General features: G+C 60.1%; 31 protein-coding genes. 12 read left to right on the top strand and 19 right to left on the bottom strand.

Annotated elements, in window-relative coordinates:
* The first annotated feature begins 146 nt into the window (after positions 1–146).
* Positions 147–791: a dual specificity protein phosphatase family protein gene (locus ACTJKS_RS23600; RefSeq protein ID WP_041074778.1), complete on the top strand. Its 645-nt coding sequence runs from the start codon at positions 147–149 to the stop codon at positions 789–791.
* A 45-nt stretch (positions 792–836) separates the two neighbouring features.
* Here ACTJKS_RS23600 and ACTJKS_RS23595 read toward each other — a convergent pair whose 3' ends face one another.
* Positions 837–1121 (bottom strand): YheV family putative zinc ribbon protein, encoded by a 285-nt coding sequence (locus ACTJKS_RS23595; RefSeq protein ID WP_007962808.1) that lies wholly within the window; start codon positions 1119–1121, stop codon positions 837–839.
* Complete coding sequence (gene prlC, locus ACTJKS_RS23590; protein ID WP_198759734.1) at positions 1118–3196, bottom strand: oligopeptidase A; 2079 nt, start codon at positions 3194–3196, stop codon at positions 1118–1120. The genes ACTJKS_RS23595 and prlC overlap by 4 nt, the downstream gene beginning before the upstream one ends.
* A gap of 62 nt (positions 3197–3258) precedes the next feature.
* Between prlC and ACTJKS_RS23585 the strand changes: the two genes are divergently transcribed.
* Together ACTJKS_RS23585 and ACTJKS_RS23580 are read left to right on the top strand one after the other, a co-directional pair.
* Positions 3259–3804, top strand: coding sequence for a gamma carbonic anhydrase family protein (locus ACTJKS_RS23585; RefSeq protein ID WP_108181278.1), 546 nt, complete (start codon positions 3259–3261; stop codon positions 3802–3804).
* A gap of 28 nt (positions 3805–3832) precedes the next feature.
* A complete protein-coding gene (locus tag ACTJKS_RS23580) occupies positions 3833–4483 on the top strand; it encodes an HAD family hydrolase (protein WP_108181279.1) in 651 nt (216 codons plus the stop codon).
* Between the two features lie 115 nt (positions 4484–4598).
* On the opposite strand, the gene ACTJKS_RS23575 is transcribed toward ACTJKS_RS23580, so the two are convergent.
* Complete coding sequence (locus ACTJKS_RS23575; RefSeq protein WP_108181280.1) at positions 4599–5675, bottom strand: aminopeptidase; 1077 nt, start codon at positions 5673–5675, stop codon at positions 4599–4601.
* 58 nt (positions 5676–5733) lie between these two features.
* Between ACTJKS_RS23575 and ACTJKS_RS23570 the strand changes: the two genes are divergently transcribed.
* Together ACTJKS_RS23570 and ACTJKS_RS23565 are read left to right on the top strand one after the other, a co-directional pair.
* On the top strand, positions 5734–6156 hold the full coding sequence (locus ACTJKS_RS23570) for a PA0061/PA0062 family lipoprotein (protein ID WP_108181281.1): 423 nt from the start codon (positions 5734–5736) through the stop codon (positions 6154–6156).
* 40 nt (positions 6157–6196) lie between these two features.
* Complete coding sequence (locus ACTJKS_RS23565) at positions 6197–6616, top strand: PA0061/PA0062 family lipoprotein (RefSeq protein ID WP_041074745.1); 420 nt, start codon at positions 6197–6199, stop codon at positions 6614–6616.
* Positions 6617–6622: 6 nt separating this feature from the next.
* Here ACTJKS_RS23565 and ACTJKS_RS23560 read toward each other — a convergent pair whose 3' ends face one another.
* Both ACTJKS_RS23560 and ACTJKS_RS23555 read right to left on the bottom strand, forming a co-directional pair.
* Complete coding sequence (locus ACTJKS_RS23560) at positions 6623–6862, bottom strand: DUF1161 domain-containing protein (RefSeq protein ID WP_007962817.1); 240 nt, start codon at positions 6860–6862, stop codon at positions 6623–6625.
* Between the two features lie 214 nt (positions 6863–7076).
* Positions 7077–7508: an OsmC family protein gene (locus ACTJKS_RS23555; RefSeq protein WP_007962818.1), complete on the bottom strand. Its 432-nt coding sequence runs from the start codon at positions 7506–7508 to the stop codon at positions 7077–7079.
* 240 nt (positions 7509–7748) lie between these two features.
* Between ACTJKS_RS23555 and ACTJKS_RS23550 the strand changes: the two genes are divergently transcribed.
* The gene (locus tag ACTJKS_RS23550; protein WP_086794121.1) at positions 7749–8750 is read left to right on the top strand and encodes an LLM class flavin-dependent oxidoreductase; all 1002 of its coding nucleotides are present in this window, start codon (positions 7749–7751) and stop codon (positions 8748–8750) included.
* Positions 8751–8916: 166 nt separating this feature from the next.
* On the opposite strand, the gene ACTJKS_RS23545 is transcribed toward ACTJKS_RS23550, so the two are convergent.
* On the bottom strand, positions 8917–9141 hold the full coding sequence (locus ACTJKS_RS23545) for a DUF1161 domain-containing protein (RefSeq protein ID WP_047297488.1): 225 nt from the start codon (positions 9139–9141) through the stop codon (positions 8917–8919).
* Positions 9142–9265: 124 nt separating this feature from the next.
* Positions 9266–9481, bottom strand: coding sequence for a dodecin (locus tag ACTJKS_RS23540; RefSeq protein WP_027610201.1), 216 nt, complete (start codon positions 9479–9481; stop codon positions 9266–9268).
* A 157-nt stretch (positions 9482–9638) separates the two neighbouring features.
* Between ACTJKS_RS23540 and ACTJKS_RS23535 the strand changes: the two genes are divergently transcribed.
* On the top strand, positions 9639–9965 hold the full coding sequence (locus tag ACTJKS_RS23535; protein WP_003220391.1) for a DUF883 family protein: 327 nt from the start codon (positions 9639–9641) through the stop codon (positions 9963–9965).
* On the opposite strand, the gene ACTJKS_RS23530 is transcribed toward ACTJKS_RS23535, so the two are convergent.
* On the bottom strand, positions 9938–10855 hold the full coding sequence (locus ACTJKS_RS23530; protein ID WP_108181282.1) for a LysR family transcriptional regulator: 918 nt from the start codon (positions 10853–10855) through the stop codon (positions 9938–9940). The genes ACTJKS_RS23535 and ACTJKS_RS23530 overlap by 28 nt on opposite strands.
* A 113-nt stretch (positions 10856–10968) precedes the next feature.
* On the opposite strand from ACTJKS_RS23530, the gene trpB reads away from it, so the two are divergent.
* The 3 genes from trpB to ACTJKS_RS23515 all read left to right on the top strand — a co-directional run bounded on the left by trpB (position 10969) and on the right by ACTJKS_RS23515 (position 13577).
* Positions 10969–12201, top strand: coding sequence for a tryptophan synthase subunit beta (gene trpB, locus ACTJKS_RS23525; RefSeq protein ID WP_041074734.1), 1233 nt, complete (start codon positions 10969–10971; stop codon positions 12199–12201).
* Complete coding sequence (gene trpA / locus ACTJKS_RS23520) at positions 12201–13013, top strand: tryptophan synthase subunit alpha (RefSeq protein WP_108181283.1); 813 nt, start codon at positions 12201–12203, stop codon at positions 13011–13013. Before trpB ends, trpA begins: the two co-directional genes overlap by 1 nt.
* Before the next feature lie 123 nt (positions 13014–13136).
* Positions 13137–13577 carry an anti-virulence regulator CigR family protein gene (locus tag ACTJKS_RS23515; protein ID WP_027610197.1) on the top strand — a complete coding sequence of 147 codons (441 nt, stop codon included), beginning with the start codon at positions 13137–13139 and terminating at the stop codon, positions 13575–13577.
* Positions 13578–13662: 85 nt separating this feature from the next.
* Here ACTJKS_RS23515 and ACTJKS_RS23510 read toward each other — a convergent pair whose 3' ends face one another.
* From ACTJKS_RS23510 to ACTJKS_RS23460, 11 genes are all read right to left on the bottom strand, one after another.
* Positions 13663–15624 (bottom strand): DUF7844 domain-containing protein, encoded by a 1962-nt coding sequence (locus tag ACTJKS_RS23510; protein ID WP_108181284.1) that lies wholly within the window; start codon positions 15622–15624, stop codon positions 13663–13665.
* Entirely contained in the window at positions 15621–15941 is a 321-nt protein-coding gene (locus tag ACTJKS_RS23505) for a DUF2388 domain-containing protein (RefSeq protein WP_041074727.1), read from the bottom strand. The genes ACTJKS_RS23510 and ACTJKS_RS23505 overlap by 4 nt, the downstream gene beginning before the upstream one ends.
* Positions 15942–15984: 43 nt before the next feature.
* Complete coding sequence (locus ACTJKS_RS23500) at positions 15985–16293, bottom strand: DUF2388 domain-containing protein (protein ID WP_108181285.1); 309 nt, start codon at positions 16291–16293, stop codon at positions 15985–15987.
* A 107-nt stretch (positions 16294–16400) separates the two neighbouring features.
* A complete protein-coding gene (locus ACTJKS_RS23495) occupies positions 16401–16718 on the bottom strand; it encodes a DUF2388 domain-containing protein (RefSeq protein WP_007962831.1) in 318 nt (105 codons plus the stop codon).
* 133 nt (positions 16719–16851) lie between these two features.
* The gene (locus ACTJKS_RS23490) at positions 16852–17268 is read right to left on the bottom strand and encodes a DUF1127 domain-containing protein (RefSeq protein WP_411157869.1); all 417 of its coding nucleotides are present in this window, start codon (positions 17266–17268) and stop codon (positions 16852–16854) included.
* 47 nt (positions 17269–17315) lie between these two features.
* The gene (locus tag ACTJKS_RS23485; protein ID WP_041074721.1) at positions 17316–17531 is read right to left on the bottom strand and encodes a DUF1127 domain-containing protein; all 216 of its coding nucleotides are present in this window, start codon (positions 17529–17531) and stop codon (positions 17316–17318) included.
* A gap of 320 nt (positions 17532–17851) precedes the next feature.
* Positions 17852–19345 (bottom strand): acetyl-CoA hydrolase/transferase family protein, encoded by a 1494-nt coding sequence (locus tag ACTJKS_RS23480; RefSeq protein WP_108181287.1) that lies wholly within the window; start codon positions 19343–19345, stop codon positions 17852–17854.
* A 214-nt stretch (positions 19346–19559) separates the two neighbouring features.
* Positions 19560–20993 (bottom strand): NAD(P)(+) transhydrogenase (Re/Si-specific) subunit beta, encoded by a 1434-nt coding sequence (locus tag ACTJKS_RS23475; protein WP_108181288.1) that lies wholly within the window; start codon positions 20991–20993, stop codon positions 19560–19562.
* Entirely contained in the window at positions 20993–21313 is a 321-nt protein-coding gene (locus tag ACTJKS_RS23470) for an NAD(P) transhydrogenase subunit alpha (RefSeq protein WP_003220416.1), read from the bottom strand. Before ACTJKS_RS23470 ends, ACTJKS_RS23475 begins: the two co-directional genes overlap by 1 nt.
* A 15-nt stretch (positions 21314–21328) precedes the next feature.
* A complete protein-coding gene (locus ACTJKS_RS23465) occupies positions 21329–22450 on the bottom strand; it encodes a Re/Si-specific NAD(P)(+) transhydrogenase subunit alpha (protein ID WP_025112356.1) in 1122 nt (373 codons plus the stop codon).
* A 434-nt stretch (positions 22451–22884) separates the two neighbouring features.
* Positions 22885–23784 carry a LysR family transcriptional regulator gene (locus tag ACTJKS_RS23460; protein ID WP_041074774.1) on the bottom strand — a complete coding sequence of 300 codons (900 nt, stop codon included), beginning with the start codon at positions 23782–23784 and terminating at the stop codon, positions 22885–22887.
* A gap of 157 nt (positions 23785–23941) precedes the next feature.
* On the opposite strand from ACTJKS_RS23460, the gene ACTJKS_RS23455 reads away from it, so the two are divergent.
* Both ACTJKS_RS23455 and ACTJKS_RS23450 read left to right on the top strand, forming a co-directional pair.
* Positions 23942–25123 carry an acyl-CoA dehydrogenase gene (locus tag ACTJKS_RS23455; protein WP_003220420.1) on the top strand — a complete coding sequence of 394 codons (1182 nt, stop codon included), beginning with the start codon at positions 23942–23944 and terminating at the stop codon, positions 25121–25123.
* A 13-nt stretch (positions 25124–25136) separates the two neighbouring features.
* Entirely contained in the window at positions 25137–26357 is a 1221-nt protein-coding gene (locus ACTJKS_RS23450) for a CaiB/BaiF CoA transferase family protein (RefSeq protein WP_145593956.1), read from the top strand.
* The last annotated feature ends 345 nt before the right edge of the window (positions 26358–26702 follow it).

The raw sequence follows: 26702 nt of genomic DNA, 5'->3' as shown, positions 1-26702 counted from the left end.
GGGAAAAAGCCTCGGTTTTTTACCCGGCGCTGAATGAAATCGCCCGGATTCACAATTCTTTGACAAGAGCCTCACAGGGCTTTGACCGTCAGACGTGGAAGCTGCGAGGCCTTTCATTGATGAATTCCGATTACGGTCAGCCCAGCATGTCTCGAGTGCGTCTTTTTCCTGTTTTGTGTTTGTCGCTTGTCGCTCTGCTGCACTTGATGCCGGCCCAGGCTGATGCCGCTGTCACATCGCGCCCGCCGGAGTGGGCGCAACCGGTGGAAGTGCAGTACAACCTGTTCCAGATGTCGCCAACTCTGTACCGCAGTGCCTTGCCGGATGGCGGCGCGGTGCCGTTGCTGAAAAATCTCAAAGTGGCGACGGTGATCAACTTCCTGCCGGAAGCCGACAGCAGCTGGCTGTCCGAGCCGGGCATCAATCAAGTGCAACTGCCTTATCGCACCAACCACGTCGATGACGCCGATGTGCTCAAGACGCTGCGCGCGATTCAGGCTGCCGAAGCCAACGGCCCGGTGCTGATGCACTGCAAACACGGTTCCGACCGCACCGGCCTGATGGCGGCGATGTACCGAATCGTGGTGCAGGGCTGGAGCAAGGAAGACGCGCTGAATGAAATGACTCAGGGCGGTTTTGGTGAAAGCGGCCATTTCAAGGATGGCGTGCGCTACGTGATGCAGGCCGATGTCGACAAACTGCGCACCGCGCTGGCCAACGGCGACTGCAGCACCAGTGCCTTTGCCACTTGCTCGATGAAGAGCTGGTTCCAGTCAGTCAACCTCAAGTAAGCCGCACCCTCCACGGCATTGCACCGTGGAGGGTTATTTGCCGGCTCAGTCTTCGGACTTTTTCTTCAGCTTCGGATTCGGAAAGAACTGCACGGCCTGGACCGTCTTGTCCGGCGCCGGCTTGAGCGCGCTGGTATTGACCCGCGTGCCCAGTTCCTTGGGAACCGACAGCCCTTGCTCGTTCAGCGTATCCGAGTAACCGCAGGCCACGCACTCGCGGTGCGGCACGCTGTCCTCGTTCCACATCATCAGTTTGTCCGGCTCGCTGCACGCCGGGCAGACAGCCCCGGCGATAAAGCGCTTCTTGGTAATCACAGGTGCCTCACTCATGCTGCTGCGTCCTCACTCAGGCCGCTATGGCGCAAGAGTGCGTCAATCGATGGCTCACGGCCACGGAAGTCGACGAACAGCACCATGGGGGCCTGCGAACCGCCACGCGCCAGAATCGCTTCGCGGAAGGCGCGACCGGTGTCGGCGTTGAGCACGCCATCCTCTTCGAATTTGGAGAAGGCATCCGCCGACAGCACTTCCGCCCACTTGTAGCTGTAATAGCCCGCCGCGTAACCGCCGGCGAAGATGTGCGCGAAGCTGTTGGGGAAGCGGTTGTACGCCGGTGGACGCATCACCGACACCTCGTCGCGCACGCCTTCCAGCACTTGCGCCACGCTGCGGTCGTCACCGTGAGTGGCGTGCAGTTCGAAGTCGAACAGCGAGAATTCCAGCTGACGGACCATCATCAGCCCGGACTGGAAGTTCTTCGCCGCGAGCATTTTCTCCAGCAGGTCTTGCGGCAGCGGCTCGCCGGTTTCGTAATGACCGGAAATCAGCGCGAGGCCTTCCGGCTCCCAGCACCAGTTTTCCATGAACTGGCTTGGCAGCTCGACCGCATCCCACGCCACGCCGTTGATCCCGGAAACACCGGCGTGATCAACGCGGGTCAGCAGGTGATGCAGGCCGTGGCCGAATTCGTGGAACAGGGTGGTCACTTCATCGTGGGTCAGCAGCGCAGGCTTGCCGCTGTCGGCCGGGGTGAAGTTGCACACCAGGTTGGCCACCGGGCTTTGCAGCACGCCGTCAACGGTGCGGCGACGGTCGCGGGCGCCGTCCATCCACGCGCCGCCACGCTTGTTGGCGCGGGCGTAGAGGTCGAAGAAGAAGCGCCCGACGTGCTGGCCGTTTTCCTTGATTTCGAACAGGCGCACGTCCGGGTGCCAGGTGTCGAAGCCTTTCAATTCGGCGATTTCGATGCCGTACAGACGCTGGACGATAGCGAACAGACCGCCGAGGACTTTATCGATCGGGAAGTAGGCGCGCAGGGTTTCCTGAGCGACGCTGTAGCGCTGCTCGCGGAGTTTTTCCCCGTAGAAACCGCTGTCCCAGCTCTGCAGATCGGCGCAGCCCTGTTCGGCGGCGAAGGCGCGCAGCTGCTGCAGATCCTGCGCGGCAAACGGTTTGCTGCGCTTGGCCAGGTCGCGCAGGAAGTTCAGCACCTGATCGCTGGACTCGGCCATCTTCGTGGCCAGGCTCAGCTCGGAGAAGCTGGCGAAGCCCAAGAGTTTTGCCAGTTCCTGACGCAGGTCGAGGATCTCTTCCATCACCGGGCCGTTGTCGTTCTGCCCGGCGTTCGGGCCTTGATCCGACGCACGGGTGCAGTAGGCGGCGTAGACTTCTTCCCGCAGCGCACGGTCCTGGGCGTAGGTCATCACCGCGTAGTAGCTCGGGAATTCCAGGGTGATCAGCCAGCCGTCAAGGCCTTTGGCCTGGGCGGCAGCGGCCATTTGCGCCTTGGCCGAGTCGGTCAGGCCGGCGAGGGCGGCTTCGTCGGTGATGTGCTTGGTCCAGGCTTGCGTGGCGTCGAGCAACTGGTTGGAGAAGCGGCTGCCCAGCTCGGACAGTTTGCTCTGCACTTCGGCGTAACGCTTCTGTTCGGCTTCCGGCAGGTCGATACCCGACAAACGGAAATCGCGCAGGGCGTGTTCCAGAATGGTTTTTTGCGCCACGTCGAAATTGGCGGCTTCCGGGCTGTTGGCCAGCGCTTCATAAGCCTGGAACAGCTCGCGGTTCTGACCCATCTCGGTGGAGTAGGCGCTCAGGGCCGGCAGGCAGGACTCGTAGGCCTCGCGCAGTTCAGCGCTGTTGCACACGGCGTTGAGGTGGCTGACCGGGCTCCACGCAGCGCCGAGGCGATCGTTGAGTTCGTCCATTGCCAATACCAGGCCGGCCCAGGTCGGGTTTTCGACTTGAGTCTTGAGGATTTCGGCGATGGCGGCGCGGTTGTCGGCCAGGATGGTTTCAATGGCTGGCAGCACGTGTTCGGCACGGATCGTGGAGAACGGCGGCAGGTCGTAGGACTGCAGAAGAGGGTTGTTCACGCTCACGGTTGGCACCTTGGCTGGGAGAAACATGCGCCCATCTTAATTACAATCGGCACTCACCGCAGCTATCGGCGACAGAGAGAGAAATTATCGTGTCCGTTCGCAAGTACCAGAATCACACCCCGCAGCTCGGTAAAGGCGCGTTTGTCGACGCCTCCGCGGTGGTGATCGGCGACGTCGAAATCGGCGAAGACAGCTCCGTGTGGCCGCTGACCGTGATCCGTGGCGACATGCACCGCATCCGCATCGGTGCGCGCACCAGCGTGCAGGACGGTTGCGTGTTGCACATCACCCACGCCGGTCCATTCAACCCGGACGGTTTTCCGCTGCTGATCGGCGATGACGTGACCATCGCCCACAAGGTCATGCTGCATGGCTGCAGCGTTGGCAGCCGCGTATTGATCGGCATGGGCAGCATTGTCATGGACGGCGCGCAGGTCGAGGATGATGTGATCATCGGCGCCGGCAGCCTGGTACCACCGGGCAAGCGCCTGGAAAGCGGCTTCCTGTACGTGGGCAGCCCGGTGAAACAGGTCCGTCCGTTGACTGACAAGGAACGCGCCTTCTTCACCTACAGCGCGGCGAACTACGTGAAGCTCAAGGACCTGCATCTGGCCGAAGGCTACGACCAGCTCTGAATCGACCTACACCTGCTCAGGATTTCTCATGCATTACCAGACCGTACTGTTCGACCTCGATGGCACCCTGACCGACCCGCGAGAGGGCATCACCCGATCCATCCAGTTCGCTTTGAGCAAACTCGGCATCGACGAGCCGGACCTGAGCAAACTCGAACACTTCATCGGCCCGCCGCTGTTGCAGGCGTTCATGCAGTTCTATGGCTTCGACGAGGCCAAGGCCTGGGAGGCGGTGAATTTCTATCGCGAACGCTTCAAAGTCACCGGCCTGTACGAAAACCGTGTGTTCGATGGCGTCACACCGTTGCTCGAGACCCTGAGCGGGCAAGGGCGACAGCTGTACATCGCGACCTCCAAACCTTGGGAGTTCGCCCGGGAAATCGCCCGGCACTTCGACTTCGCCAAACACTTCAAGGTGATCTACGGCAGTGAGCTGGATGGCACGCGGACCAACAAGGTCGAGCTGATTGCGCATCTGATCGCTGAAGAAGGGCTGGATCCGCGCAACACGCTGATGATCGGCGATCGCAAGCACGACCTGATCGGCGCGCACAGCAACGGCGTGGACGCGGCGGCGGTGGGGTATGGGTTTGGCAGTTTTGAAGAGTTGAGCGCTGAGGCGCCGGCTTATCACTTTGAAACGCTGGCCGAGTTGCATCAGGCGTTTTTGCGGCGCTGATGAGTCAGTCTTCGCCAGCAAGCCCGCTCCCACAGGTGAGCAGTGTGCGCAGGTTCACCCGAATCCATGTGGGAGCTGGCTTGCCAGCGATGAGGCCGGATCAGCCGACATCAGTTCAAGATCCGGCCAAAGCTTTCAAGGCCGCTTTACGCTCCGCGACAGGTAACCCGCCTAGCTTCTCGACCTCAACATAAAACCGCTCCCAATCCCCGCCAACCTGCCTGAACAACGCCGCAAACGCGGGCACCCACTGGTCATACAGCCCAAACGGCAACAACCGCGCATTGTTCAGCGGCAGATTCACCCACGCGTCATAACGCTTGTCCCCAGCCCACTGGCTGTCGCGCATGACCCGGTAATCGCGCCGAAACTGCTCGAACGCCGCCGCTTTACGCTCGCGCATCTGCTCGGCCGGCAGCGGCTGGGCGTAGAGTGCTTCAAGCCGCGACCGCGTTTCGAGTACCCGTTCGATAAATTGATCACGCTGTTTGAGCCGCGAGTCGGTATCCGCCGGTAGACCACGAAACGCCCGCCACTGTCGGGTTCCTTCCTGCTCGACAAATGTGGCGAAGGACTCGTTGAACTCGGTGTCGTCCTTTACATAAAAGCGCTGATGCGCCAGTTCATGAAAGATCAGCGTAGCCAGACGCTCATCGCCCCAGCCCATCATCGAATTGAGGATCGGGTCATTGAACCAGCCGAGGGTCGAATAGGCCTCGACGCCGCCAATCGACACATCCATGCCTTGCAGACGCTGGATCGCCGCTTCGCCGCGCGCGGCGCTCTGGCTGTAGTAGCCGCGATAGGCCACGCAACCGGCGATCGGGAAGCAATGGTTCTGCGGCTTCAGGGAAAACTCCGGGGTGGCGAACACGTTCCACACCACATAGGGCCGGCCAATGTCGGCGTATAGCCGATAGCTCTGGTTGTCCGGCAGGTGCAGGTGTTCGCTGGCAAAGTTCCGGGCCTTCTGTGACTGGCGCAGGTGCGTGCGCAGCTTGGCGTCGCGGCTCGGGTCGGCGATCACCTTGGCCACTGGCTCGCGCGCGCGCAGCAACTGCAATTGGCCGCTCGCCAACTGGCTGTAATAGCTGACGCTGGAACAACCGTTGAGCAACAAAAACATCACACCCGGAAACAAAATCCGAAAAACGCGATCAAGTAACCCATGGCTTGGAAGCGGCCTGCTCAAAATAAAAATCCTTTGGAAAGTCTGCCCGCAAGACTATCCCGCCATTTGGAGCTTCGCTATGCGCATGTTGTTGCTGACAGGAGGCCTGCTGACGCTGGCCGGATGTGCCGGATTCGGAATGCCCGACCCTGACCCCTCGCAAGCCTGGATCGATCTCGATGCCCGGCAACAGGACACGGCGCTGCAAGCGCTGAAGGTCGATGACAAGGCGACCGTCGACAAACGTTATTTTGAGGTCGAGCCCGGCAGCCACCAATTACAGGTGCGCTACCAATTCCCGGTCGAAGCCACCAACATCGGCCCCGATGCCGAACCGCTATGGCGCGACTGCCAGTTGAATTTGAAATTCAAGGACTTCAACGCCGGTCAGCGCTATCAGCTGCAAGCTGGCAGCATCGGTTTCCGGCCATGGGCGAAGCTCTATGACGAGCAGCACAATGTGGTCGGCCAAGGTACGCCGGCAGGCTGTCAGCGCACGTGATCAGCGCTATGCTGGAAGTCTGAATCCTTGGACATCCATCATGCGCAAGTTGATGTTGTTGCTCGCAGTCGGCGCTATCGCCGGCTGCCAGACGCCACTGCCGCCGGTCGATCCGCAAATGGCCTGGGTCGACTTCTCAACCCCGACCCCCGGCGGAAAACTGCTCATGGCCGAGCGCCTGGACAATCAACGGCTGACTGATGGGCGTTTCTTTCAGGTCACGCCTGGTAGCCACGAGCTGCGGGTGCGGTTTGACTTCGAGGTGTTTGGTGGCGGCGGTGCGCTGATGACCGGCCCGATCGAGCGGCTGTGCTACCTGTACATCCGCTACGACCATTTCGAAGCCGGCCAGCGTTATCTGCTGGAAGGTCGCTCGCTAGGGTTCACCCCGAGCGCCCGCCTGTACAACGCCAAGCATGAGATCGTAGCTGAGGATCACGACATGGACTGCCTCAGCTGAGACGGATCAGTTGTCGTTCTTCTGATAAATAATTGCCTTGCTGCCGTTTTCACAGGTGCCCACGACCATGGCCACGTCGTGCTTGTCGGCCTCTTCCTTGCTGACGATTTCCAGCGTGTAGGACGGCACGGCGTTCGCCTGGATCTTTACTTCGATTTCTTTTCTGAGTTCTTCACAGTCTTTCGGTGCGGCAAGAACCGTTGTGGCCAATGCACTGCAGAGGATCGCCAAGCCAATACGTTTCATATCCTGAAGCTCCATGGGGCAGCGCGCACGGGCGTGCGCTGAAGCTGCTGTCACTTATTCGACCATATTCTTGCAGCGCAGGTTCTGATGTCGCTCACATCTTCAGCAATTGCGGTGCTATTCAGTCCACCTTCGCGAGCAGGCTCGCTCCCACTTTGAAATGCATTCCAAAGTGGGAGCGAGCCTGCTCGCGAATGGGTCAGTCAGCGCCGACTTAGCTGACCAGCGAAGCCTCAAGGGTAATCTTCGCATTCAATACCTTGGATACCGGGCACCCTTCCTTGGCCTTGTTGCTCAGTTCTTCAAACTGCGCCTGAGTAGCGCCCGGGATTTTCGCCTTGAGGATCAACTTGATCGCGGTGATGGCAAAGCCACCCTCGACCTGATCCAGCGTGACCTCTGCCTGAGTATCGATGCTCTCGGCCTTCAGACCCGCATCACCGAGAATCATCGAAAACGCCATGGAAAAACAGCCGGCATGCGCGGCGCCGATCAGTTCTTCCGGGTTGGTGCCCTTACCGCCCTCGAAGCGGGCCTTGAAGCCGTAAGGCGCTTCTCTGAGGACGCCGGTCTCGGTAGAGATCGAGCCGATGCCGGTTTTCAGATCGCCTGCCCAATGCGCGGATGCTTTCTTCACGATAGCCATGTCTGCCTCCTCAAGATCTGGCGCGAAACGCCGCGCCGTCGTGGTTTTTGCTTGCAAGGCTTCTGAGGATAGACGCCGGGACAAAGTTCAGCTCAGGTGAATCGTTGACTTTTTTAGTAGGATTTTTCCCTCAGCTATTGAAACTCGGGTATATGCCCTCATTGCACAGAACACGCTTATGAATTCGGCAGGTTTTCGTTCGCAAGAAAAAACCTGCACCCCACTCGGAGACGCAGGTTTATGAAGCAACTGTCCGACGTAAAGTTTTCCACCCTCGATCTGGTGCCGGTGCGCGAGAACGGTAGCCCGGCGCAATCGCTGCGCAACTCGCTGGATCTGGCGCAGCACGTCGAGAAATTCGGCTACACCCGCTTCTGGGTGGCCGAGCACCACAACATGGACGGCATCGCCAGCTCCGCCACCTCGGTGCTGCTGGGTTATCTGGCCGGGGGGACTTCGACGATTCGCGTCGGCTCCGGCGGGGTAATGCTGCCCAACCACGCACCGCTGGTGATCGCCGAGCAGTTCGGCACTCTTGAAAGCCTGTACCCGGGACGCATCGATCTGGGGCTGGGCCGCGCGCCCGGGTCCGACCAGATGACGGCCCGCGCTCTGCGCCGCGAACGCTCCGGCAGTGCCGACGATTTCCCGGAAGACGTCGCCGAGCTGGCGCGCTTCCTCGGCCCGCGCACTCCGGATCAACGGGTGATCGCCATGCCCGGCACCGGCACCCATGTGCCGATCTGGCTGCTCGGCTCCAGCCTGTTCAGCGCGCAACTGGCCGGTGAGCGCGGCTTGCCTTACGCCTTCGCCTCGCACTTCGCTCCACGTTTCATGCATGAGGCGATTCGCGTCTATCGCAACCACTTCAAGCCCTCGGCGGTGCTCGATAAACCGTACGTGATGCTCGGGGTACCGCTGGTGGCGGCGGATACCGATGAGCAGGCCGATTACTTGGCGACCTCGGTGTATCAGCGAATTCTGGCGCTGATGCGTGGGCAGAGTCTGGTGCAGCGTCCGCCGGTGAAAACCATGGACGGCCTGTGGCTGCCTCATGAGCGCGAGGCGGTGGGGGATTTCCTCGGCCTGGCGATGGTCGGCAGCCCGCAGAAGATCCGCGCGAAACTGGAAGTGCTGGTCGAGCAGACTCAGGCCGACGAGCTGATTTTCACTTGCGACCTGTATGAACACGCCGATCGCCTGCATTCCTACGAACTGCTGGCGCAGGTCATGAAAGGATAAACGCGGCGCCCTGTAGGAGCTGTCGAGTGAAACGAGGCTGCGATCTTTTGATCTGATTTTTCAAAGCCACGATCAAAAGATCGCAGCGTGCCGCAGCTCCTGCATGTAAATCATCGCCCACAAAAAAGCCGACGCCTTCGCGTCGGCTTTTGCATTTCAGGCGCAATCAACCGCGTTTGTAGACGATTTCCTTGGCGCCGCCTTCACAGGTGCCGACGACTTTGCCGTCAGCGGCCGCACCCTTGTCGACAACCTCCAGTGAATACCCGGAAACGTGCTTGGCATCCAGCTTCGCCGCAATTTCGCTTTTCAACTCTTCACAAGGCTTGCCAGCAGCCAACGCGCCACCCGCAAGGCTCAACAAACCTACTGCCAATATGAACTTCTTCATCGGTCGCACTCCCTGGTCGGATTAAAAGAGGCGGGCACCGGCTCTGCCGATGCGCTCACCTTGTAGCGCTTTGCCATTCCTATGGCACTCGGCCAGCGCGCAAGTTCAGAAGCGTAGCCCAAACTCAGCTGCTGGCAATGCGGAAGCCGACTTTGAGGGTTACCTGGAAATGCGCAGCCTTGCCGTCCTTGATGTGGCCACGCGTCTCGACCACTTCAAACCACTCCAGATGCTTGATGCTCTTGTTGGCTTCGGCCAGCGCGTTGTTGATGGCGTCTTCGATGCTGCTGGTGGACGAGCCGACCAGCTCGACTTTCTTGTAGGTGTGATGGTCACTCATGGCGATCTCCTTGACGTGTGGATTTGAGACTAGCAGTGAATCTGCACTGTTGATTTCGGCGGCTCGATGCAAGCGAAGTTCAGATTTTCTGCACTTTCTCAAACCGCTGAAGTCCCAACCAACACACGCCACTCATCACCAATGCAGGAGAGCCACCATGGCCAACACCTCTTTACGTAAAGCCTCGTTGCAAAGCATGGAAGCCGAGATCGAGAGTCTGCTCAAATCGTTGGAAAGCCTGAAGGACGACGCGTCCGACGAGTCGCGCAAGACCCTCAAGGCGCTCAAGAGCAACGCTGAAAGCGCGCTGAAACATTCGCGCAGCCTGCTCAGCGATGCCTATGAAGAAGTCAAAGTCAAAACCCGCGAGACCGGCATCGCCACCCGCGATTACGCTCAGGAACATCCTTGGACCACTGCCGGTGTGGCCGTCGGTGCAATCGGTCTGCTGGCCGCTTACCTGCTGTTCAAGCGCGGCGAGTGATCCGTCTGGCGCAGCTCGTTCTTGAGCCATTGCGCCAGTTGCCGGGCGCGCCCGTCTGCGGCGCGCTTGGGTAGCCACAACGCCAGTTGCGCCGGGGTTTCGCAGAAGCCCCACGGTGCAACCAGGCGACCGGCCTTCAGGTCTTCGGCCACCAGCGGCTCGGGCGCGATTGCCACGCCAAGTCCGGCCACTGCGGCTTCCAGCAGATAATACAAATGCTCAAAACCTTGCCCCAACTTCAACGCCTTGGCGTCGAGGTGATTTTGCTGTGCCCAGCTCGGCCAGGCTTGCGGACGCGACGTGGTGTGCAGCAGCGGCTCGCTGAGCAAGGCTGACGCCGGCGCTGCCTGCAGGCGTTGATGACCGCTGAACAGCGGGCTCAGCACCGGGCCGATACGTTCTGCGGCCAGTTCGTAGACCTGCATGTCTACCGGCCATGGTGGCTCGGCGAAGAGCAGCAAGGCATCGAGACCTGGGCGCCGTGGATCGAGATCACCTTCGCCAGCTGACAGGTGCAGACGCAAGTCCGGCAAGTCCGCGTTGAGTCGTCCCAGGCGTGGAATAAACCAGCGCGCCAACAGACTGCCGGAGCAGCCGAGCACGAACGGCGCGTCAGCGGTGTTTTGCGTCAGCTCGGCACACACACTGCGCAACCGATCAAAGGCCTCAGCACTGGCGTCTCGCAGACGGACCCCGGCATCTGTGAGTTTCAAGCCGCGACCATCCTTGACGAACAGGCTCACGCCCAGATGCTCTTCGAGCACTTTGAGCTGACGGCTGACTGCACCATGAGTGACGTGCAGTTGCTCGGCAGCCTGACTGACGCTGTTCAGTCGGGCGGTGGCTTCGAATGCGCGCAAGGCGTTCAGCGGGGGAAGGTCATGGCTCATGATATCTGTGAGTTTTCCTGACAGGTTGTGGCGATCTTATCGGTTTTCAGCCTGGAAGGTCAGGGGTAGAGTGGCGTCATTGTCTTCTGACCCGAATTCACCTGGAGCACATCATGACCCAGACTTCGAACACCTCCAACCTGCGCAGCGGCCCTGACGATAACGGCCTGTTCGGCGCGTTCGGCGGCCGCTACGTGGCGGAAACCCTGATGCCGTTGATCCTCGATCTGGCCCGTGAATACGAAGCGGCCAAGGAAGATCCAGCGTTTAAAGAAGAGCTGGCCTACTTCCAGCGTGACTATGTCGGGCGTCCGAGCCCGCTGTACTTCGCCGAGCGTCTGACCGAGTTCTGCGGCGGCGCGAAGATTTACCTCAAGCGCGAAGAGCTGAACCACACCGGCGCGCACAAGATCAACAACTGCATCGGCCAGATCCTGCTGGCGCGGCGCATGGGCAAGAAACGCATCATCGCCGAGACCGGTGCCGGCATGCACGGCGTGGCGACTGCTACCGTGGCCGCACGTTTCGGTCTGGATTGCGTGATCTACATGGGCACCACCGACATCGAACGCCAGCAGGCCAACGTGTTCCGCATGAAGCTGCTGGGCGCCGAAGTGATCCCGGTGGTGGCCGGCACCGGCACTCTGAAAGACGCGATGAACGAAGCGCTGCGTGACTGGGTGACCAATGTCGACAGTACCTTCTACCTGATCGGCACCGTGGCCGGCCCGCACCCGTACCCAGCCATGGTGCGCGACTTCCAGGCGGTGATCGGCAAGGAAACCCGCGAGCAGCTGCAAGCCCAGGAAGGTCGTCTGCCGGACAGCCTGGTGGCGTGCATTGGTGGCGGTTCCAACGCCATGGGCCTGTTCCACCCGTTCCTCGATGATCAAAGCGTCGAAATCATCGGCGTCGAAGCGGCCGGTTACGGCATCGAAACCGGCAAGCATGCGGCCAGTCTGAACGGCGGCGTGCCGGGTGTGCTGCACGGCAACCGTACCTTCCTGTTGCAGGACGACGATGGCCAGATCATCGACGCCCACTCGATTTCCGCCGGTCTCGATTATCCGGGCATTGGCCCTGAGCACGCCTGGTTGCATGACATCGGCCGCGTTCAGTACACCTCGGTCACCGACGACGAAGCCCTCGCTGCGTTCCACCAGTGCTGCCGCCTCGAAGGCATCATCCCGGCACTGGAAAGCGCTCATGCGTTGGCTGAAGTGTTCAAACGCGCGCCGAAACTGCCGAAGGATCACCTGATGGTGGTCAACCTCTCCGGCCGTGGCGACAAAGACATGCAGACCGTCATGCACCATATGGAACAGTCGAAGCAGGAGAAACACTGATGAGCCGCCTGCAAACCCGTTTTGCCGACCTCAAGCAACAGAATCGCGCCGCGCTGGTGACCTTCGTCACCGCCGGTGATCCGGACTACGACACCTCGCTGGCGATCCTCAAAGGCCTGCCGGGCGCTGGCGCCGACGTGATCGAGCTGGGCATGCCGTTCACCGATCCGATGGCCGACGGTCCGGCCATTCAACTGGCGAATATCCGTGCCTTGGACGCCAAGCAGAATCTGGCGAAAACCCTGCAAATGGTTCGCGAGTTCCGTGAAGGCAACAGCGACACGCCGCTGGTGCTGATGGGCTATTTCAACCCGATCCACATGTACGGCGTTGAACGTTTCATCGCTGATGCCAAGGAAGCGGGTGTCGACGGTTTGATCGTGGTCGACATGCCGCCAGAGCACAACAATGAACTGTGCGACCCGGCACAGGCTGCGGGTCTGGACTTCATCCGCCTGACCACCCCGACCACTGATGATGCGCGTCTGCCGAAAGTGCTCAATGGCAGCTCGGGCTTCGTTTACTACGTGTCGGTGGCCGGCGTGACCGGTGCCGGTGCAGCAACTCTGGAGCATGTCGAAGAGGCGGTCACCCGTTTGCGTCGCCACACTGACCTGCCGATCAGCATCGGTTTCGGTATCCGTACTCCGGAGCAGGCGGCGTCCATCGCTCGTTTGGCGGACGGGGTGGTGGTGGGTTCGGCACTGATCGATCACATCGCCAATGCGACCACGCCGGCCCAGGCTGTCGATGGCGTGCTGGGTCTGTGCAAGGCGCTGTCCGAGGGCGTGCGTCAGGCCCGCGTCAGCTGAAGGTAAAGTTCCTGATACAGAGGAATTAGCGCCTCACATCACGGCCTAATTGAGCAAGACCGAGGGATTCAGAACCACGTTCTGAATCCCTTTTTTGCTGTTGGTGCCGTGAGGAAAGACCCGATGAAAATGCCGAAACGTCTGATTGCCGGACTGGGCGTGCTGATGCTCAGCGCGACGCCGCTGCTGGCCAGCGCCGATCCACGCGATGATCATGACCACGGCGGCCCGCAGCAGGGCCACTACGATAACCGTGGTGACGATCACCGTGGCCCGCAGAACGACCACCGTGGCGGCCCGCCACACGACTTCGGCCCGGTGCGGCAGACCATTCGCGACAACCACGGCTACTTCGTACGTGGCGCACCGCCGCCACCGGGCATTCATCTGGAACGCGGCCGGCCGTTGCCGCACGGTTACTACGGCGAGCGGCTGGACGGGCGGGCGCTGAGCCGTCTGCCGGTGTATCCGGGTTATGAGTGGCGCCGGGCCGGTGGGGACATTGTGCTGATCGCGGTGGGTACCGGGATCGTTTACGAAATTCTGGACGGTGTTTTGTACTGATTTACAGGCAGTAAAAAGATCGCAGCCTGCGGCAGCTCCTACATTTATCTCTGNAGGAGCTGCCGCAGGCTGCGATCTTTTGCTTTTAAGGCAACTCCAGCCCGCCGGAGGCCTTGTGCAGTTTGCGCAGGTGCTCGCCGATCTGCTTCACGTTGGCTTCGCTGGCGGCAATCTCGGCCGCTCGCTTGGGCTCCAGCAACTTGCGCACTTCCTTGTCCAGATCGCCACTCAGCGCCAGCAGTTGTTTCTGGCGTTGGCTGCTTTCGTCTTGCAGGCGCTTGAACTCGCTCGGTTGCGGCAAACCGTAACCGCGGCTGTCGAGCAGTTCCGCCGGACGACTGAGGAAGCCGCTGTTGGCGAGAATTTCCTGCAGGGTCGCGTTGGCCTTGTCCATGCCACCGTTATCCAGCTCCCGGGCACCGAGGTAGCGTTGCTTGACCTCATCCTGGGCCAGCAGCAACTGGCGGCGATAACTCGCCTGTTCCAGCAGCAACAACGCTGCACTGGTGCGCAGGTCTGCGCGCTCGAACCACTGCCGGCGTTCTTCGGCAGACAGCGATAGCCAGTCCTCGACGGTGGTCTGTTTGATCGGCAGCTGCTTTTTCAACACATCGAACATCGCCTGATAGCGATCGCGGAACGAGTCGAAGCGATAACCCAGGCGCAAGGCTTCCTTGGGGTCGTCCAGTACGCTGGTGTCGGCCAGGCCACGACCTTTCAATACTTCCAGCAAGCCATTGGGCATGATGCTGTCCAGACCGACCAATTGCTTGTTGTTGCTGCCGCTGCGCAACAACTTGAGACTTTCCACGGCGCAGTTGTTGGACAGGAAGAAGTAGTTGCCGTCGTAACTCCAGTGCATCTCGGCGGCGTGTTCGACCACCTCTTCAATTTCCTTGCGCGACAGGTTCAGCGGTACCGAAGCGAGGCTGCGCAGTTCGGTCTTGGTGTATTCGTCGATGACCTGTGCGAGTGGCAGCACGAACAGCCGTGACGGGTACTTGCCGACCAGTCCATCCCAGCTCGACAGCTGCACGTCACCGACAAAGGCGCGGTACGACAACACCAGATGCTGGTCGAGGTCGAGCCGGCAATCCGGGCCCCGTGGTCGCCCCGGCGCACAGATCACCAGGCGCAGCATGCTGTGGCCCCAGCGGCTGACCCAGTTCTGGTTGGCTTCGGCGAGCAGGTAGTCGACGGCATACACCCGCTCCGGATCGACCTGTCCCAGTGGCTGTTTGGCGAAGTCGTTACCGGCATTGAGGAAGGCGAAGGTGTTGCTGCAGGTGTCCCTGGCCGGTGGTGCCCAGCCGAAGCGCTCTTTGTAGTAGCGATAGAGCGCAGGACGTCGGCAGGCGTAGCTCGGGTCGAGGAGGAAATACTCCATGTTGACCGCGACAAACTCTTTCGGACTGGAAATCTCGTACAGATCCGGGCTGCGGGCCACCTGGCGGTTGTGCTGTTCACGCTCGCCGCGCCGCCCGACGTACTGTTGCCAGCCGGCGAGGTCGAGCAGGCGCGGGTCATCGCTGAGGGTGAAGCGGCGTTCAGTCTGGCCGCGACACTCGTCGGGAATGCCGATCAGGCCGGCGCTGTTGCTGCGGCGAGTGCAGCGCTGGATCAGCGTGCGCTCGGCGGCGGGCCACAGGCGCGCGCGGTCATAAATGTGGGTGAGCTCGTGCAACACGGTTGCCAGCAGCTCCTGGCGCACGGTGCCGTGAGGGCGATTGGTCTTTTCTTTGGCCGCGCTGCCGTCGGTGAGGCCGGCGAGCAGTTTGCGGTTCAGGTCGAGTTCGGCAACCAGGGTCGCCTGGCCGTAGGCGTTGCCGGGCATGTCGTCGGACCAGCCGACGTCGATGCGCCGGTCCAGCTGTTCGACGAAGCTGGGCGGCAGCTTCTGCATCGCTTCATCGAGCAGCGCCTGACTGGCCTGTTGCTGGGCGGGGCTCAGACCGTCGGTCTTGAGCCGCAATTGCAGGCTGGCGTGGGCGCTGTTGCCAAGCAGCAACAACGCCCCGGCCAGTAGCCAGGCGCCGAGTGACTTCACAGGGCAAGAATGGCTTCGGCGAGCACCTGATCGCTGGCGTCGCGGGCTTCCGGCACGCGGGTGCGCAAGGTGTTGAGGGCGGCTTCCAGGTGAGCACCACGGATATCGCCGTTGGTGGCAACAAAGCTGGCGGCATCGTCATGGGCTTCGCGGATGATTTTCGAATCGCGAATCGACGTGGTGGTATCGGAGGTGAAATCGATGGTGCGCTGGGAGGCACGAACGATGATGTTACTGGTGGCTACCAGGGTGTGCGCCTGGGCCACGTCGGCCAATACAAACAGGCCAAGGGCGGCAGCAATCAGCGGGCTACGCATGGAACGACTCCGGAAGGGCAATGATAACGAAGGACTGAGATAACTATTGGACGAGAATTGCCTGTGCCAGTTCAAGGTCGCTGACATGAAGTTTCGGTCGGGATTTGCGCAAGTAATGCAGGGCGGATTCGAGCTGCGCGCCGCGCAATTCACCGTCACTGGCAACAAACGCCGCCGCGTCATCATGAGCGGCGATGATCAGTTTACGGTCGAATGGCGCGGAAGACACCATTCCGGTGGCCCAGACCGTCACCACTGTATTTTGCGTGGAGATATCAAAGGCATCGACCGACGTCGCCCAGCAGGCGCTGAACAAGGCACAGGGAATAAGCAGGTTGGTCAGAAAACGCATGGGACTCGATAACGGCTAGCGAATCTCAAGGCTAGCGTAATGCCCGGGCCAGAGCCAGTGGCGAAACATCGGGACACGACTGGCGTGTCCCGTCCGGCAACGTCCGATCAGATCGCCAGAATGGCTTGCGCCAGTTGGAAGTCGGTCGCGTTCAGTTGTGGTGCCTGGTGGCGGATCAGGTCCAGGGCGCTTTCCAGTTTGACGCCGCGGATCTGGCCTTCGCTGGCGACGAAGCTGGCAGCGTCATCACGCGCGGCGATCACGACCTTGTTGTCACGCAGCGAAGAGCTGACGTCGGACGTGGCGTCCGAGGAGGACTTCAGCGCGCCAACCACGGCGTCGGTGGTGACGATGAAGCTGGAGGCGCTGGCGTTGGCAGCCACGGCCAGCAAGGCGGCAGCGCTGAGCAGGCGAAGACGGGACATGGTGTATCTCCTGATAGTAAACCGTATTGAGAGGTGGCTTGTGTCTGAGACTCAGACGCGGGTTACGGAAGATTCGCCACGTTCTGGCATGGATATTAGGCCTGCGCGCAAGGTTCGGACAGTGGGCAGAATGCTAGCGCCAGAAGGGTTTCTCCAGCTCGTTGAGCCGATCGGCGTGGCTCATACCCAGATCCGCGAGGTCGCGCTGCCCCAGCTGGGCCAACAGACGCCGCGTCCTGGCGCGCTCCAATCCCTGCCATAGGCTACGAACCAGGCGCCGCAGCAGGTGCGAGTGAATGAGGGGTTGAATCGACGCTGTCGAAACATCCTGTAAGTCTTTCATGGCATTTTCCTTAAGCCGAGGAGGGTTAAGGACAGGCTGCGCCCGATGCAGTTTTGCCGGCAGATACACCGATGAAGAATTGTACTGGTTCAGATTTTGATTATTTAGAACTGTACCTGTTGTTTGAACAACCTGCTGTACGGGCCTTTCGAACCCTGAAACGACAAGACCCGTCGCGGTTTCCCGCGACGGGTCTTGTGTGTTCAATTCGGGTTGCTGGCGGTGGGTCTAACGACCAGAGCCAGCGACGCTACTTAGCGCCAGAACGGCTTGCTCAGCTCTTCGTAGCGTTGTGCTTCGCTGATACCGGCGTCAGCCAGCAGACGCGAATCCAGACGAGCCAGTTGGTGGCGGCTGGAAATGCGGCGCTGCCACAACATCAGGTTGGCGATAACGCGCAGAGGCAGGGAAGCCTGGGATTTTGCAGCTTTGTCTTCGAAGAACAGTTCGGAACTGAGTGTACGTTCCATGGTTGACATCCTTCCGCTTGTGGCGGGATCAGGTAGTGGTTTAACTGGTGCCCATGATCCTCTCGTTTGCCTAGTCTCTCTAGATACAGTTCAACTGTATTGTGAGTGACCAGTTAACTGTTTATAGGTGGTGTATGGGTCAAAATTGAGCAAACTGTACCTTTACGCACTTTTGTGGTGCGTTTTTGCTCAAATGGAGGGAGGGAGTAGGCAAAAGCCGTAGGAAACAACCAGTACAGCAGTACAGTTTTTGTCGAGTGGGAGGGATTAAAAAACCGCTGACACAAACTGTGTTTGCATCAGCGGTTTGACTGTACGAATTACACCGCGAGCATGCGACCGGTTTCTTCCAGATTCATGTGCCAGCTCAACGCTTCGCGGAGGATGTGCGGGGTATGACCGCCGATGGCGCAGGCGGCGGTGAAGTAGTCATTCAGCGCCTCGCGGTAATCGGGGTGCACGCAGTTATCGATAATCACCCGGGCACGTTCGCGCGGGGCCAGGCCGCGCAGGTCGGCCAGACCGATTTCGGTCACCAGGATGTCGACGTCATGCTCGGTGTGGTCGACGTGGCTGACCATCGGCACCACGCTGGAAATCGCCCCGCCCTTGGCGATCGATTTGGTCACGAACACCGCGAGGTGCGCGTTGCGCGCGAAATCACCCGAGCCACCGATGCCGTTCATCATCCGTGTGCCGCAGACGTGGGTAGAGTTGACGTTACCGTAGATGTCGAACTCCAGCGCGGTGTTGATGCCGATGATGCCCAGACGACGCACCACTTCCGGGTGATTGGAGATCTCTTGCGGGCGCAGCACCAGTTTGTCCTTGTACTTCTCCAGATTGCCGAACACGTCGCTGTTGCGCCGCTCCGACAACGTGATCGAGCTGCCCGAAGCGAAGCTCAGCTTGCCGGCGTCGATCAGGTCGAAGGTCGAGTCCTGCAGTACTTCGGAATACATGGTCAGTTCTTCGAACGGCGAATCGATCAGGCCGCACATCACTGCGTTGGCGATGTTGCCGATCCCGGCCTGCAACGGGCCGAGCCTGTTGGTCATGCGACCGGCGTCGACTTCCTGCTTGAAGAAGGTGATCAGATGCTCGGCGATGGCGTTGGTGTCGACATCCGGGGTCGACACCGTGGACGGCGAATCTGCCTGCTGGGTGATGACGATGGCGACAATCTTTTCCGGCGGGATCGGGATTGCGGTGTTGCCGATGCGATCGTCGACTTTCACCAGTGGGATCGGCGTGCGCGTCGGGCGATAGGTCGGGATATAGATGTCATGCAGGCCTTCGAGGTTGGCGTTGTGCGCCAGGTTGATCTCGACGATTACCTGTTTGGCAAAAATCGCGAAGCTTGCCGAGTTGCCCACCGAAGTGGTCGGCACGATGTGGCCCTGCTCGGTGATGGCCACGGCTTCGATCACGGCGATGTCCGGCAGCTTCAGTTGCTGATTGCGCAGTTGCTCGACGGTTTCCGACAGGTGCTGGTCGATGAACATCACTTCGCCGGCGTTGATTGCCTTGCGCAAGGTGCTGTCGACCTGAAATGGCATGCGCCGCGACAGCACGCCGGCCTCGGTCAGCTGTTTGTCGAGGTCGTTGCCCAGGCTGGCGCCGGTCATCAGGCTGATCTTCAGCGGCGTGACCTTGGCTCGCTCGGCCAATGCGTGAGGGACAGCTTTGGCTTCGCCCGCGCGGGTGAAGCCGCTCATGCCGACGGTCATGCCGTCTTCAATCAGCGCGGCGGCGTCGGCGGCGCTCATCACTTTATCCAACAACGAAGGCAGGCGAATACGGTCACGGTACATGGATTATTTTCTCGGGAAGCGAGTATCAGGATGCGCAGTCTAGTGAATTTCGCGGGCGCCTGTCCCGCTACCAAGGTCGCAAACGAGGCGTCTATTTAGCGGGTTTGAAGTAAAACACCGTTACCGGATCTGCAACAACGCGGCAAATTGTCCGACGCTTTGCGCAAACGAAAACGCCCCGATAAGTCGGGGCGTCCGGTGCTACTGCGGAGGATTATTCGACCGCTTTGACCATGTCTTCGATGACTTTTTTCGCGTCGCCGAAGACCATCATGGTTTTGTCCAGGTAGAACAGTTCGTTGTCCAGACCGGCATAGCCGCTGGCCATCGAGCGCTTGTTGACGATGATGGTCTTGGCCTTGAACGCTTCGAGAATCGGCATGCCGGCAATCGGCGATTTCGGATCGTTCTTGGCGGCCGGGTTGACCACGTCGTTGGCGCCGAGCACCAGCACCACGTCGGCTTGGCCGAACTCGGAGTTGATGTCTTCCATCTCGAACACCTGGTCGTAAGGCACTTCGGCCTCGGCGAGCAGGACGTTCATGTGCCCAGGCATGCGACCGGCCACCGGGTGGATCGCGTATTTCACGGTTACGCCACGGTGTGTCAGCTTCTCGGTCAGCTCTTTCAACGCATGCTGCGCGCGGGCCACCGCCAGGCCGTAGCCCGGGACGATGATCACGGTGTCGGCGTTGGTCAGCAGGAAGGTCGCGTCATCCGCCGAACCGGATTTCACCGGACGGGCTTCTTTCGCACCGGCGGGTCCTGCGTCGGCCGTATTGCCGAAACCACCGAGCAGTACATTAAAGAAGGAACGGTTCATCGCCTTGCACATGATGTACGAGAGGATTGCGCCGCTCGAACCCACCAGCGAGCCGGCGATGATCAGCATCGAGTTGTTCAGCGAGAAGCCGATACCCGCTGCAGCCCAGCCCGAATAGCTGTTGAGCATCGACACCACCACCGGCATGTCGGCACCGCCGATCGGGATGATGATCAGCACGCCCATCACGAACGCCAGCGCCAGCATCAGCGCGAACGCGGCGAGGTTACCGGTGAGCATGAAGGTTATGCCGAGCACCAGCGTTGCCAGGCCCAGAACCGCGTTCAGCTTGTGCTGACCGCTGAACTGTACCGGTGCACCCTGAAACAGGCGGAACTTGTACTTGCCCGACAGCTTGCCGAAGGCGATCACCGAACCGGAGAAGGTGATCGCACCGATCGCCGCACCGAGGAACAGTTCCAGACGATTACCCGCCGGGATCGAATCACCCAGATGTTTGACGATGCCCAGCGATTGCGGCTCAACCACCGCAGCAATGGCGATGAACACCGCCGCCAGACCGATCATGCTGTGCATGAAGGCGACCAGTTCCGGCATCTTGGTCATTTCGACGCGTTTGGCCATGATCGAGCCGGCAGTGCCGCCGATCAGCAGGCCAACGATCACATAGCCGATACCGGCAGTCGCCAGCTCGGCACCCAGCTTATAGATGAGGCCGATGGTGGTGAGAATGGCCAGCGCCATGCCGAGCATGCCGAACAGATTGCCGCGCCGCGAGGTGGTCGGGTGCGAGAGGCCTTTGAGGGCCTGGATGAAGCAGATCGACGCGATCAGGTAGAGCGTCGTGACGAGATTCATGCTCATTACTTCGGCGCCTCTTCTTTTGCTTTCGGGGCTTTCTTCTTGAACATCTCAAGCATGCGGCGGGTAACCAGGAAGCCACCGAACACATTGACCGCAGCCAGTGCCACGGCGAGGGTGCCCATGGTCTTGCCCAGTGGCGTGACGGTCAGCGCAGCAGCGAGCATGGCGCCGACGATCACAATCGCCGAAATGGCGTTGGTCACCGCCATCAGTGGCGTGTGCAGCGCAGGTGTAACGTTCCAGACCACGTGGTAACCGACATAAATCGCCAGCACGAAGATGATCAGGTTGTAGATACCGGGGGAGATAAGCTCTTCCATCGTCTGAATCCCTGCTTAGGCGTTTTTGCGGATGACTTGGCCGTCGCGGCACATCAGGCACGCGGCGACGATGTCGTCTTCGAGGTTGACGTCGAACTGGCCTTCTTTGGTGAACACCAGCTTGAGGAAGTCCAGCAGGTTGCGGGCGTACAGCGCCGAAGCATCTGCGGCGACTTCACCGGCGAGGTTGGTCGGGCCGACGATGGTCACGCCGTTCTCGACCACCACTTGATCGGCGACGGTCAGCGGGCAGTTGCCGCCCTGGGCTGCCGCGAGGTCGATGACCACCGAGCCCGGCTTCATCTGCGCCACGGTGTCTGCGCTCAACAGTGTCGGCGCCTTGCGGCCCGGGATCAGTGCGGTGGTGATGACGATGTCGGCCTGCTTGGCGCGCTCGTGCACAGCCTGGGCCTGACGCTGCATCCAGCTTGCCGGCATTGGTCGCGCGTAACCGCCGACACCGACCGCGCATTCGCGCTCTTCGTCAGTTTCGTAAGGGACGTCAACGAACTTGGCGCCGAGGGATTCGATCTGTTCCTTCACCGCCGGACGCACATCAGACGCTTCAATCACCGCGCCCAGACGTTTCGCCGTGGCAATCGCCTGCAGCCCGGCCACGCCGGCACCCAGAATCAGCACGCGCGCCGCTTTCACGGTACCCGCAGCGGTCATCAGCATCGGCATGAAGCGCGGATAGTAGTGCGCGGCCAGCAGCACTGCCTTGTAGCCGGCAATGTTCGCCTGCGACGACAGCACATCGAGGCTCTGTGCGCGAGAGGTGCGCGGCGCCGCTTCCAGGGCGAACGCGGTAATCCCGCACTCGGCCATTTTGGCGATGGTTTCGTTATTGAAGGGGTTGAGCATGCCAACCAGCACCGTGCCACGCTTGATCAGCGCCAGTTCGGCGTCGCTGGGGGCGACCACTTTGAGAATCAGCTCGGCACCGAACGCATCGTTGGCACTGCCAATGGTTGCGCCCGCCGCTTCATAGGCACTGTCGACAACGCTGGCTTTGACGCCAGCGCCGGTTTGCACAGTGACCTTATGTCCTTGGCTGATCAGCTTTTTAATGGTTTCCGGGGTTGCAGCAACCCGTGTTTCACCGGTCTGGGTTTCGAGAGGAACACCAATGTGCACGTCAAATCTCCTGCGTGATCTTATTGAGTAAACCCAGGCACTGCGGATGGTGCGACTGGGGCGGCCGATCAGCACGATCCCGCCAAATCAGGGCGGGGCGCGGCATTTTGCAGGCGAACTTTATGCCCTTCAAGGGATTATGACGGGTGACGGAAAATTAACTACAAGTCATCCCGTGACCGAATGTCGCAGATGGCCAGTTGAATCCCTTGCAGGCCGTGCCTTGCAAGGATTCTGGCTGAATCTGAAAAAAATTCTCATCGGCGGCGTGAATAGGACGTAATGAGTCGCCAATAGAGGCTCAAAGCCACGTCCACAGGCGCTTGTGGGACGTCTGTACGACTTTCGGATACAGTCTGCGATTTTGCGACAAATACTTATATCTGTAGGGCTTTGAATTTCCTGACTACCGGGTTAGTAATTGTTGTAAGCCTTTATCCTTCTAGGCTGTAGCTGTTTGCCTGATTGACCAGCCAATCGCGAAATGCCTTGAGTGACGCCGATTCGACCTTGCGCTCCGGAATCATCAGGTAATACGCCTTGATGCTGGAGAGTGCATCCGGGTTGGCGATCACCAAGCGTTTCTCGGCCAGTTCGCGTTGAATCAGGAACGGCGGAATCAGTGCGATCCCCATGTCGTGCATGGCCGCCTGGGCCAGCATGGAGAATAGCTCGTAGCGTGGGCCTGTCATGTCGCGGGGGATGTTCAACTGCTGTGAGTTAAACCATTGGCGCCAGGCATAAGGGCGAGTGGTTTGTTGCAGCAACGGCAGCTCGGCGATCTCGTCAGCCGTCAGATGCGTTCTATTGCCGAGTAGGGCTGGGCTGCACACTGGCATCGGATTTTCGCCCATCAGTCTGTGGGACTCGGTACCCGACCAATCGGCGTCTCCGAAGTAGATCGCTGCGTCGAAATCGGTGTCGGCAAACAGGAACGGACGGGTGCGGTTGGTCAGGTTAACCGTCACTTCCGGGTGCTTGAGCTGGAAATCCTTGAGCCGCGGCAGCAGCCATTGCGTGCCGAAGGTCGGCACCACCGCCAGTTCGATCACGTTGGTGCCCTGTTGGCCCATGACCGAGAGCGTGTCGCGCTCGACGGCATCGAGTTGCGTGGCCACCCGACGGCTGTAGGACAGCCCCGCTTCCGTCAGCTTCACACCGCGTCGCGAGCGTCGGAACAGTTCCACACTGAGGAACTCCTCAAGGCTGGCAATCTGTCGGCAAATGGCGCCTTGGGTGAGGGAAAGTTCTTCGGCGGCCTTGGTAAAGCTTTCGTGGCGAGCGGCGGCCTCGAAGCTGATCAGGGCTGTGGTGCTGGGAATCTTCCTGCGCATGTACGTCAACCTCACTAATGCGCCGCTTAAAAGGCATTCAGCGACGTTTCGGAGTGAGAAATTAGCACAACAGGATGCGAAATCCTCGTTTGCCGCGCTGGCGAACCGGGCCTAGGATCAATGCCACGTTAATTCACCGATTTACGAGGACACACTCATGGGCGGTAAAGCTAGCTTCAACTGGATCGATCCCCTGCTGCTGGATCAACAGCTCACCGAAGAAGAGCGCATGATTCGCGACACTGCCGCCCAGTTTGCTCAGCAAAGCCTGGCGCCACGTGTCCTCGAAGCGTTCCGCCATGAGAAAACCGACCCGGCGATCTTTCGCGAAATGGGCGAAGTCGGCCTGCTCGGCGCGACGATCCCTGAGCAATACGGTGGCAGCGGTTTGAACTACGTCAGCTACGGTCTGATTGCACGTGAAGTGGAGCGCGTCGACTCCGGCTACCGTTCGATGATGAGCGTACAGTCCTCGCTGGTGATGGTGCCAATCAACGAATTCGGCACTGAAGCGCAGAAACAGAAATACCTGCCGAAACTGGCGTCCGGCGAATGGATCGGCTGCTTCGGTCTGACCGAACCCAACCACGGTTCCGATCCGGGTGCGATGATCACCCGTGCGCGCAAAGTCGACGGCGGTTACAGCCTGACCGGCGCCAAGATGTGGATCACCAACAGCCCGATCGCCGACGTATTTGTAGTCTGGGCCAAAGACGATGCCGGCGACATCCGTGGCTTTGTCCTGGAGAAAGGCTGGAAGGGCCTGAGCGCACCGGCGATTCACGGCAAGGTTGGCCTGCGCGCATCGATCACCGGCGAAATTGTCATGGACAACGTTTTCGTACCGGAAGAGAACATCTTCCCGGACGTGCGTGGTCTGAAAGGTCCGTTCACTTGCCTCAACTCGGCGCGCTACGGCATCTCTTGGGGCGCGTTGGGCGCTGCCGAATTCTGCTGGCACACCGCTCGCCAATACACCCTTGATCGTCAGCAGTTCGGTCGCCCATTGGCCGCGACTCAGCTGATCCAGAAGAAGCTGGCCGACATGCAGACCGAGATCACCTTGGCACTGCAAGGTTGCCTGCGTCTGGGGCGCATGAAGGATGAAGGTACTGCGGCGGTCGAAATCACCTCGATCATGAAGCGCAACTCCTGCGGCAAGTCGCTGGATATTGCCCGGATGGCCCGTGACATGTTGGGGGGCAACGGTATTTCCGACGAGTTCGGTGTGGCCCGTCACCTGGTCAACCTGGAAGTGGTGAATACCTATGAAGGTACTCACGACGTTCACGCGTTGATCCTGGGGCGCGCGCAAACCGGTCTGCAGGCGTTCTATTAACAGGAGAGCGACCATGGGCGCGCTGTCGCATCTGCGAGTACTGGATTTATCGCGCGTGCTGGCCGGGCCGTGGGCCGGGCAGATACTTGCCGACCTTGGCGCCGAGGTAATCAAGGTCGAGCGTCCGGGCAATGGCGATGACACGCGCGCCTGGGGGCCGCCCTTCCTCAAGGACGCATACGGGGAAAACACCAGCGAGGCGGCTTACTACTTGTCGGCCAACCGCAACAAGCAATCGGTGACGATCGACTTCACTCGGCCTGAAGGTCAGAGCCTCGTGCGGGAGCTGGCGGCGAAGTCGGACATTCTCATCGAGAACTTCAAGGTCGGGGGGCTGGCCGCCTATGGGCTGGACTACGAGTCGCTGAAGGCGATCAATCCGGATCTGATCTATTGCTCGATCACCGGCTTCGGTCAAACCGGGCCGTATGCCAAGCGCGCCGGTTATGACTTCATGATCCAGGGGTTGGGCGGGCTGATGAGCCTGACCGGTCGCCCTGAAGGTGATGAAGGCGCCGGGCCGGTGAAGGTGGGTGTGGCGCTGACGGACATCCTTACTGGTTTGTATTCGACCGTGGCGATTCTGGCAGCGCTGGCTCATCGTGATCACGATGGCGGCGGGCAACACATCGATATGGCTTTGCTGGATGTGCAGGTCGCCTGTCTGGCCAATCAGGCGATGAATTACCTGACTACGGGCAATGCGCCCAAGCGTCTGGGCAATGCGCATCCGAACATCGTGCCTTATCAGGACTTCCCCACGGCTGATGGTGATTTCATTCTTACCGTTGGCAATGACGGCCAGTTCCGCAAGTTCGCCGAGGTGGCTGGGCAGCCGCAGTGGGCGGACGATCCGCGTTTCGCAACTAACAAGCTGCGGGTGGCTAACCGCGCGGTGTTGATTCCGCTGATTCGTCAGGCAACGGTATTCAAGACCACCGCCGAATGGGTGGCGCAGTTGGAGCAGGCGGGCGTGCCGTGTGGGCCGATCAATGATCTGTCCCAGGTGTTTGACGATCCGCAGGTGAAAGCACGTGGGTTGGCGATAGAGCTGCCGCATGCCCTGGCAGGAATGGTCCCGCAGGTGGCGAGTCCGATCCGGCTGTCGCAAACGCCTGTCGAATACCGTCGCGCGCCTCCTTTATTGGGCGAGCATACGTTGGAGGTTTTGCAGCGGGTGTTGGGTATGGGCGCTGGCGCCGTGGAGGCACTCAAGGCTGATGGGGTGCTTTGAAATACTCCTCTATATAGAAGGAGTGGTTTTTCCGGCTTATGTATAGACGCAGCTGTGTGTTTTTTAACCGGTCCGTAAGTTGTTGAAAGAAAACTGAAATTAACGGTTGACGGCAGATTCTGGAGGTCTATAATTCGCCCCACTTCCGGCGCGGTCGAAACGGAAAACTCCTTGAGATTCAATGAGTTACGCGGTTTTCGACAGCGGGTCGCTTCAGTTCATCGAAGCCTGGAAGGGGTTGAAAGAGCGGTGATGTTTGGCTCTTTTGACGGTTCGATCTTCTCGGTCGAAAGCGGAGAAAAAGAGGTGTTGACAGCAGCGTGTAACGCTGTAGAATTCGCCTCC

Origin of the sequence: Pseudomonas sp. 22189, assembly GCF_052045635.1 — a bacterium.
Lineage (GTDB): Bacteria > Pseudomonadota > Gammaproteobacteria > Pseudomonadales > Pseudomonadaceae > Aquipseudomonas > Aquipseudomonas parakoreensis.
This window is presented reverse-complemented; position numbering and strand designations above follow the sequence as displayed.

Excerpts from the sequence above, each read along its gene's own strand:
- ACTJKS_RS23600 (WP_041074778.1), top strand. The coding sequence starts at position 147 with ATGTCTCGAGTGCGTCTTTTTCCTGTTTTGTGTTTGTCGCTTGTCGCT.
- ACTJKS_RS23595 (WP_007962808.1), bottom strand. The coding sequence starts at position 1,121 with ATGAGTGAGGCACCTGTGATTACCAAGAAGCGCTTTATCGCCGGGGCT.
- prlC (WP_198759734.1), bottom strand. The coding sequence starts at position 3,196 with ATGTTTCTCCCAGCCAAGGTGCCAACCGTGAGCGTGAACAACCCTCTT.
- ACTJKS_RS23580 (WP_108181279.1), top strand. The coding sequence starts at position 3,833 with ATGCATTACCAGACCGTACTGTTCGACCTCGATGGCACCCTGACCGAC.
- ACTJKS_RS23570 (WP_108181281.1), top strand. The coding sequence starts at position 5,734 with ATGCGCATGTTGTTGCTGACAGGAGGCCTGCTGACGCTGGCCGGATGT.
- ACTJKS_RS23565 (WP_041074745.1), top strand. The coding sequence starts at position 6,197 with ATGCGCAAGTTGATGTTGTTGCTCGCAGTCGGCGCTATCGCCGGCTGC.
- ACTJKS_RS23560 (WP_007962817.1), bottom strand. The coding sequence starts at position 6,862 with ATGAAACGTATTGGCTTGGCGATCCTCTGCAGTGCATTGGCCACAACG.
- ACTJKS_RS23555 (WP_007962818.1), bottom strand. The coding sequence starts at position 7,508 with ATGGCTATCGTGAAGAAAGCATCCGCGCATTGGGCAGGCGATCTGAAA.
- ACTJKS_RS23550 (WP_086794121.1), top strand. The coding sequence starts at position 7,749 with ATGAAGCAACTGTCCGACGTAAAGTTTTCCACCCTCGATCTGGTGCCG.
- ACTJKS_RS23545 (WP_047297488.1), bottom strand. The coding sequence starts at position 9,141 with ATGAAGAAGTTCATATTGGCAGTAGGTTTGTTGAGCCTTGCGGGTGGC.
- ACTJKS_RS23540 (WP_027610201.1), bottom strand. The coding sequence starts at position 9,481 with ATGAGTGACCATCACACCTACAAGAAAGTCGAGCTGGTCGGCTCGTCC.
- ACTJKS_RS23535 (WP_003220391.1), top strand. The coding sequence starts at position 9,639 with ATGGCCAACACCTCTTTACGTAAAGCCTCGTTGCAAAGCATGGAAGCC.
- ACTJKS_RS23530 (WP_108181282.1), bottom strand. The coding sequence starts at position 10,855 with ATGAGCCATGACCTTCCCCCGCTGAACGCCTTGCGCGCATTCGAAGCC.
- trpB (WP_041074734.1), top strand. The coding sequence starts at position 10,969 with ATGACCCAGACTTCGAACACCTCCAACCTGCGCAGCGGCCCTGACGAT.
- trpA (WP_108181283.1), top strand. The coding sequence starts at position 12,201 with ATGAGCCGCCTGCAAACCCGTTTTGCCGACCTCAAGCAACAGAATCGC.
- ACTJKS_RS23515 (WP_027610197.1), top strand. The coding sequence starts at position 13,137 with ATGAAAATGCCGAAACGTCTGATTGCCGGACTGGGCGTGCTGATGCTC.
- ACTJKS_RS23505 (WP_041074727.1), bottom strand. The coding sequence starts at position 15,941 with ATGCGTAGCCCGCTGATTGCTGCCGCCCTTGGCCTGTTTGTATTGGCC.
- ACTJKS_RS23500 (WP_108181285.1), bottom strand. The coding sequence starts at position 16,293 with ATGCGTTTTCTGACCAACCTGCTTATTCCCTGTGCCTTGTTCAGCGCC.
- ACTJKS_RS23495 (WP_007962831.1), bottom strand. The coding sequence starts at position 16,718 with ATGTCCCGTCTTCGCCTGCTCAGCGCTGCCGCCTTGCTGGCCGTGGCT.
- ACTJKS_RS23485 (WP_041074721.1), bottom strand. The coding sequence starts at position 17,531 with ATGGAACGTACACTCAGTTCCGAACTGTTCTTCGAAGACAAAGCTGCA.
- ACTJKS_RS23480 (WP_108181287.1), bottom strand. The coding sequence starts at position 19,345 with ATGTACCGTGACCGTATTCGCCTGCCTTCGTTGTTGGATAAAGTGATG.
- ACTJKS_RS23475 (WP_108181288.1), bottom strand. The coding sequence starts at position 20,993 with ATGAGCATGAATCTCGTCACGACGCTCTACCTGATCGCGTCGATCTGC.
- ACTJKS_RS23470 (WP_003220416.1), bottom strand. The coding sequence starts at position 21,313 with ATGGAAGAGCTTATCTCCCCCGGTATCTACAACCTGATCATCTTCGTG.
- ACTJKS_RS23460 (WP_041074774.1), bottom strand. The coding sequence starts at position 23,784 with ATGCGCAGGAAGATTCCCAGCACCACAGCCCTGATCAGCTTCGAGGCC.
- ACTJKS_RS23455 (WP_003220420.1), top strand. The coding sequence starts at position 23,942 with ATGGGCGGTAAAGCTAGCTTCAACTGGATCGATCCCCTGCTGCTGGAT.
- ACTJKS_RS23450 (WP_145593956.1), top strand. The coding sequence starts at position 25,137 with ATGGGCGCGCTGTCGCATCTGCGAGTACTGGATTTATCGCGCGTGCTG.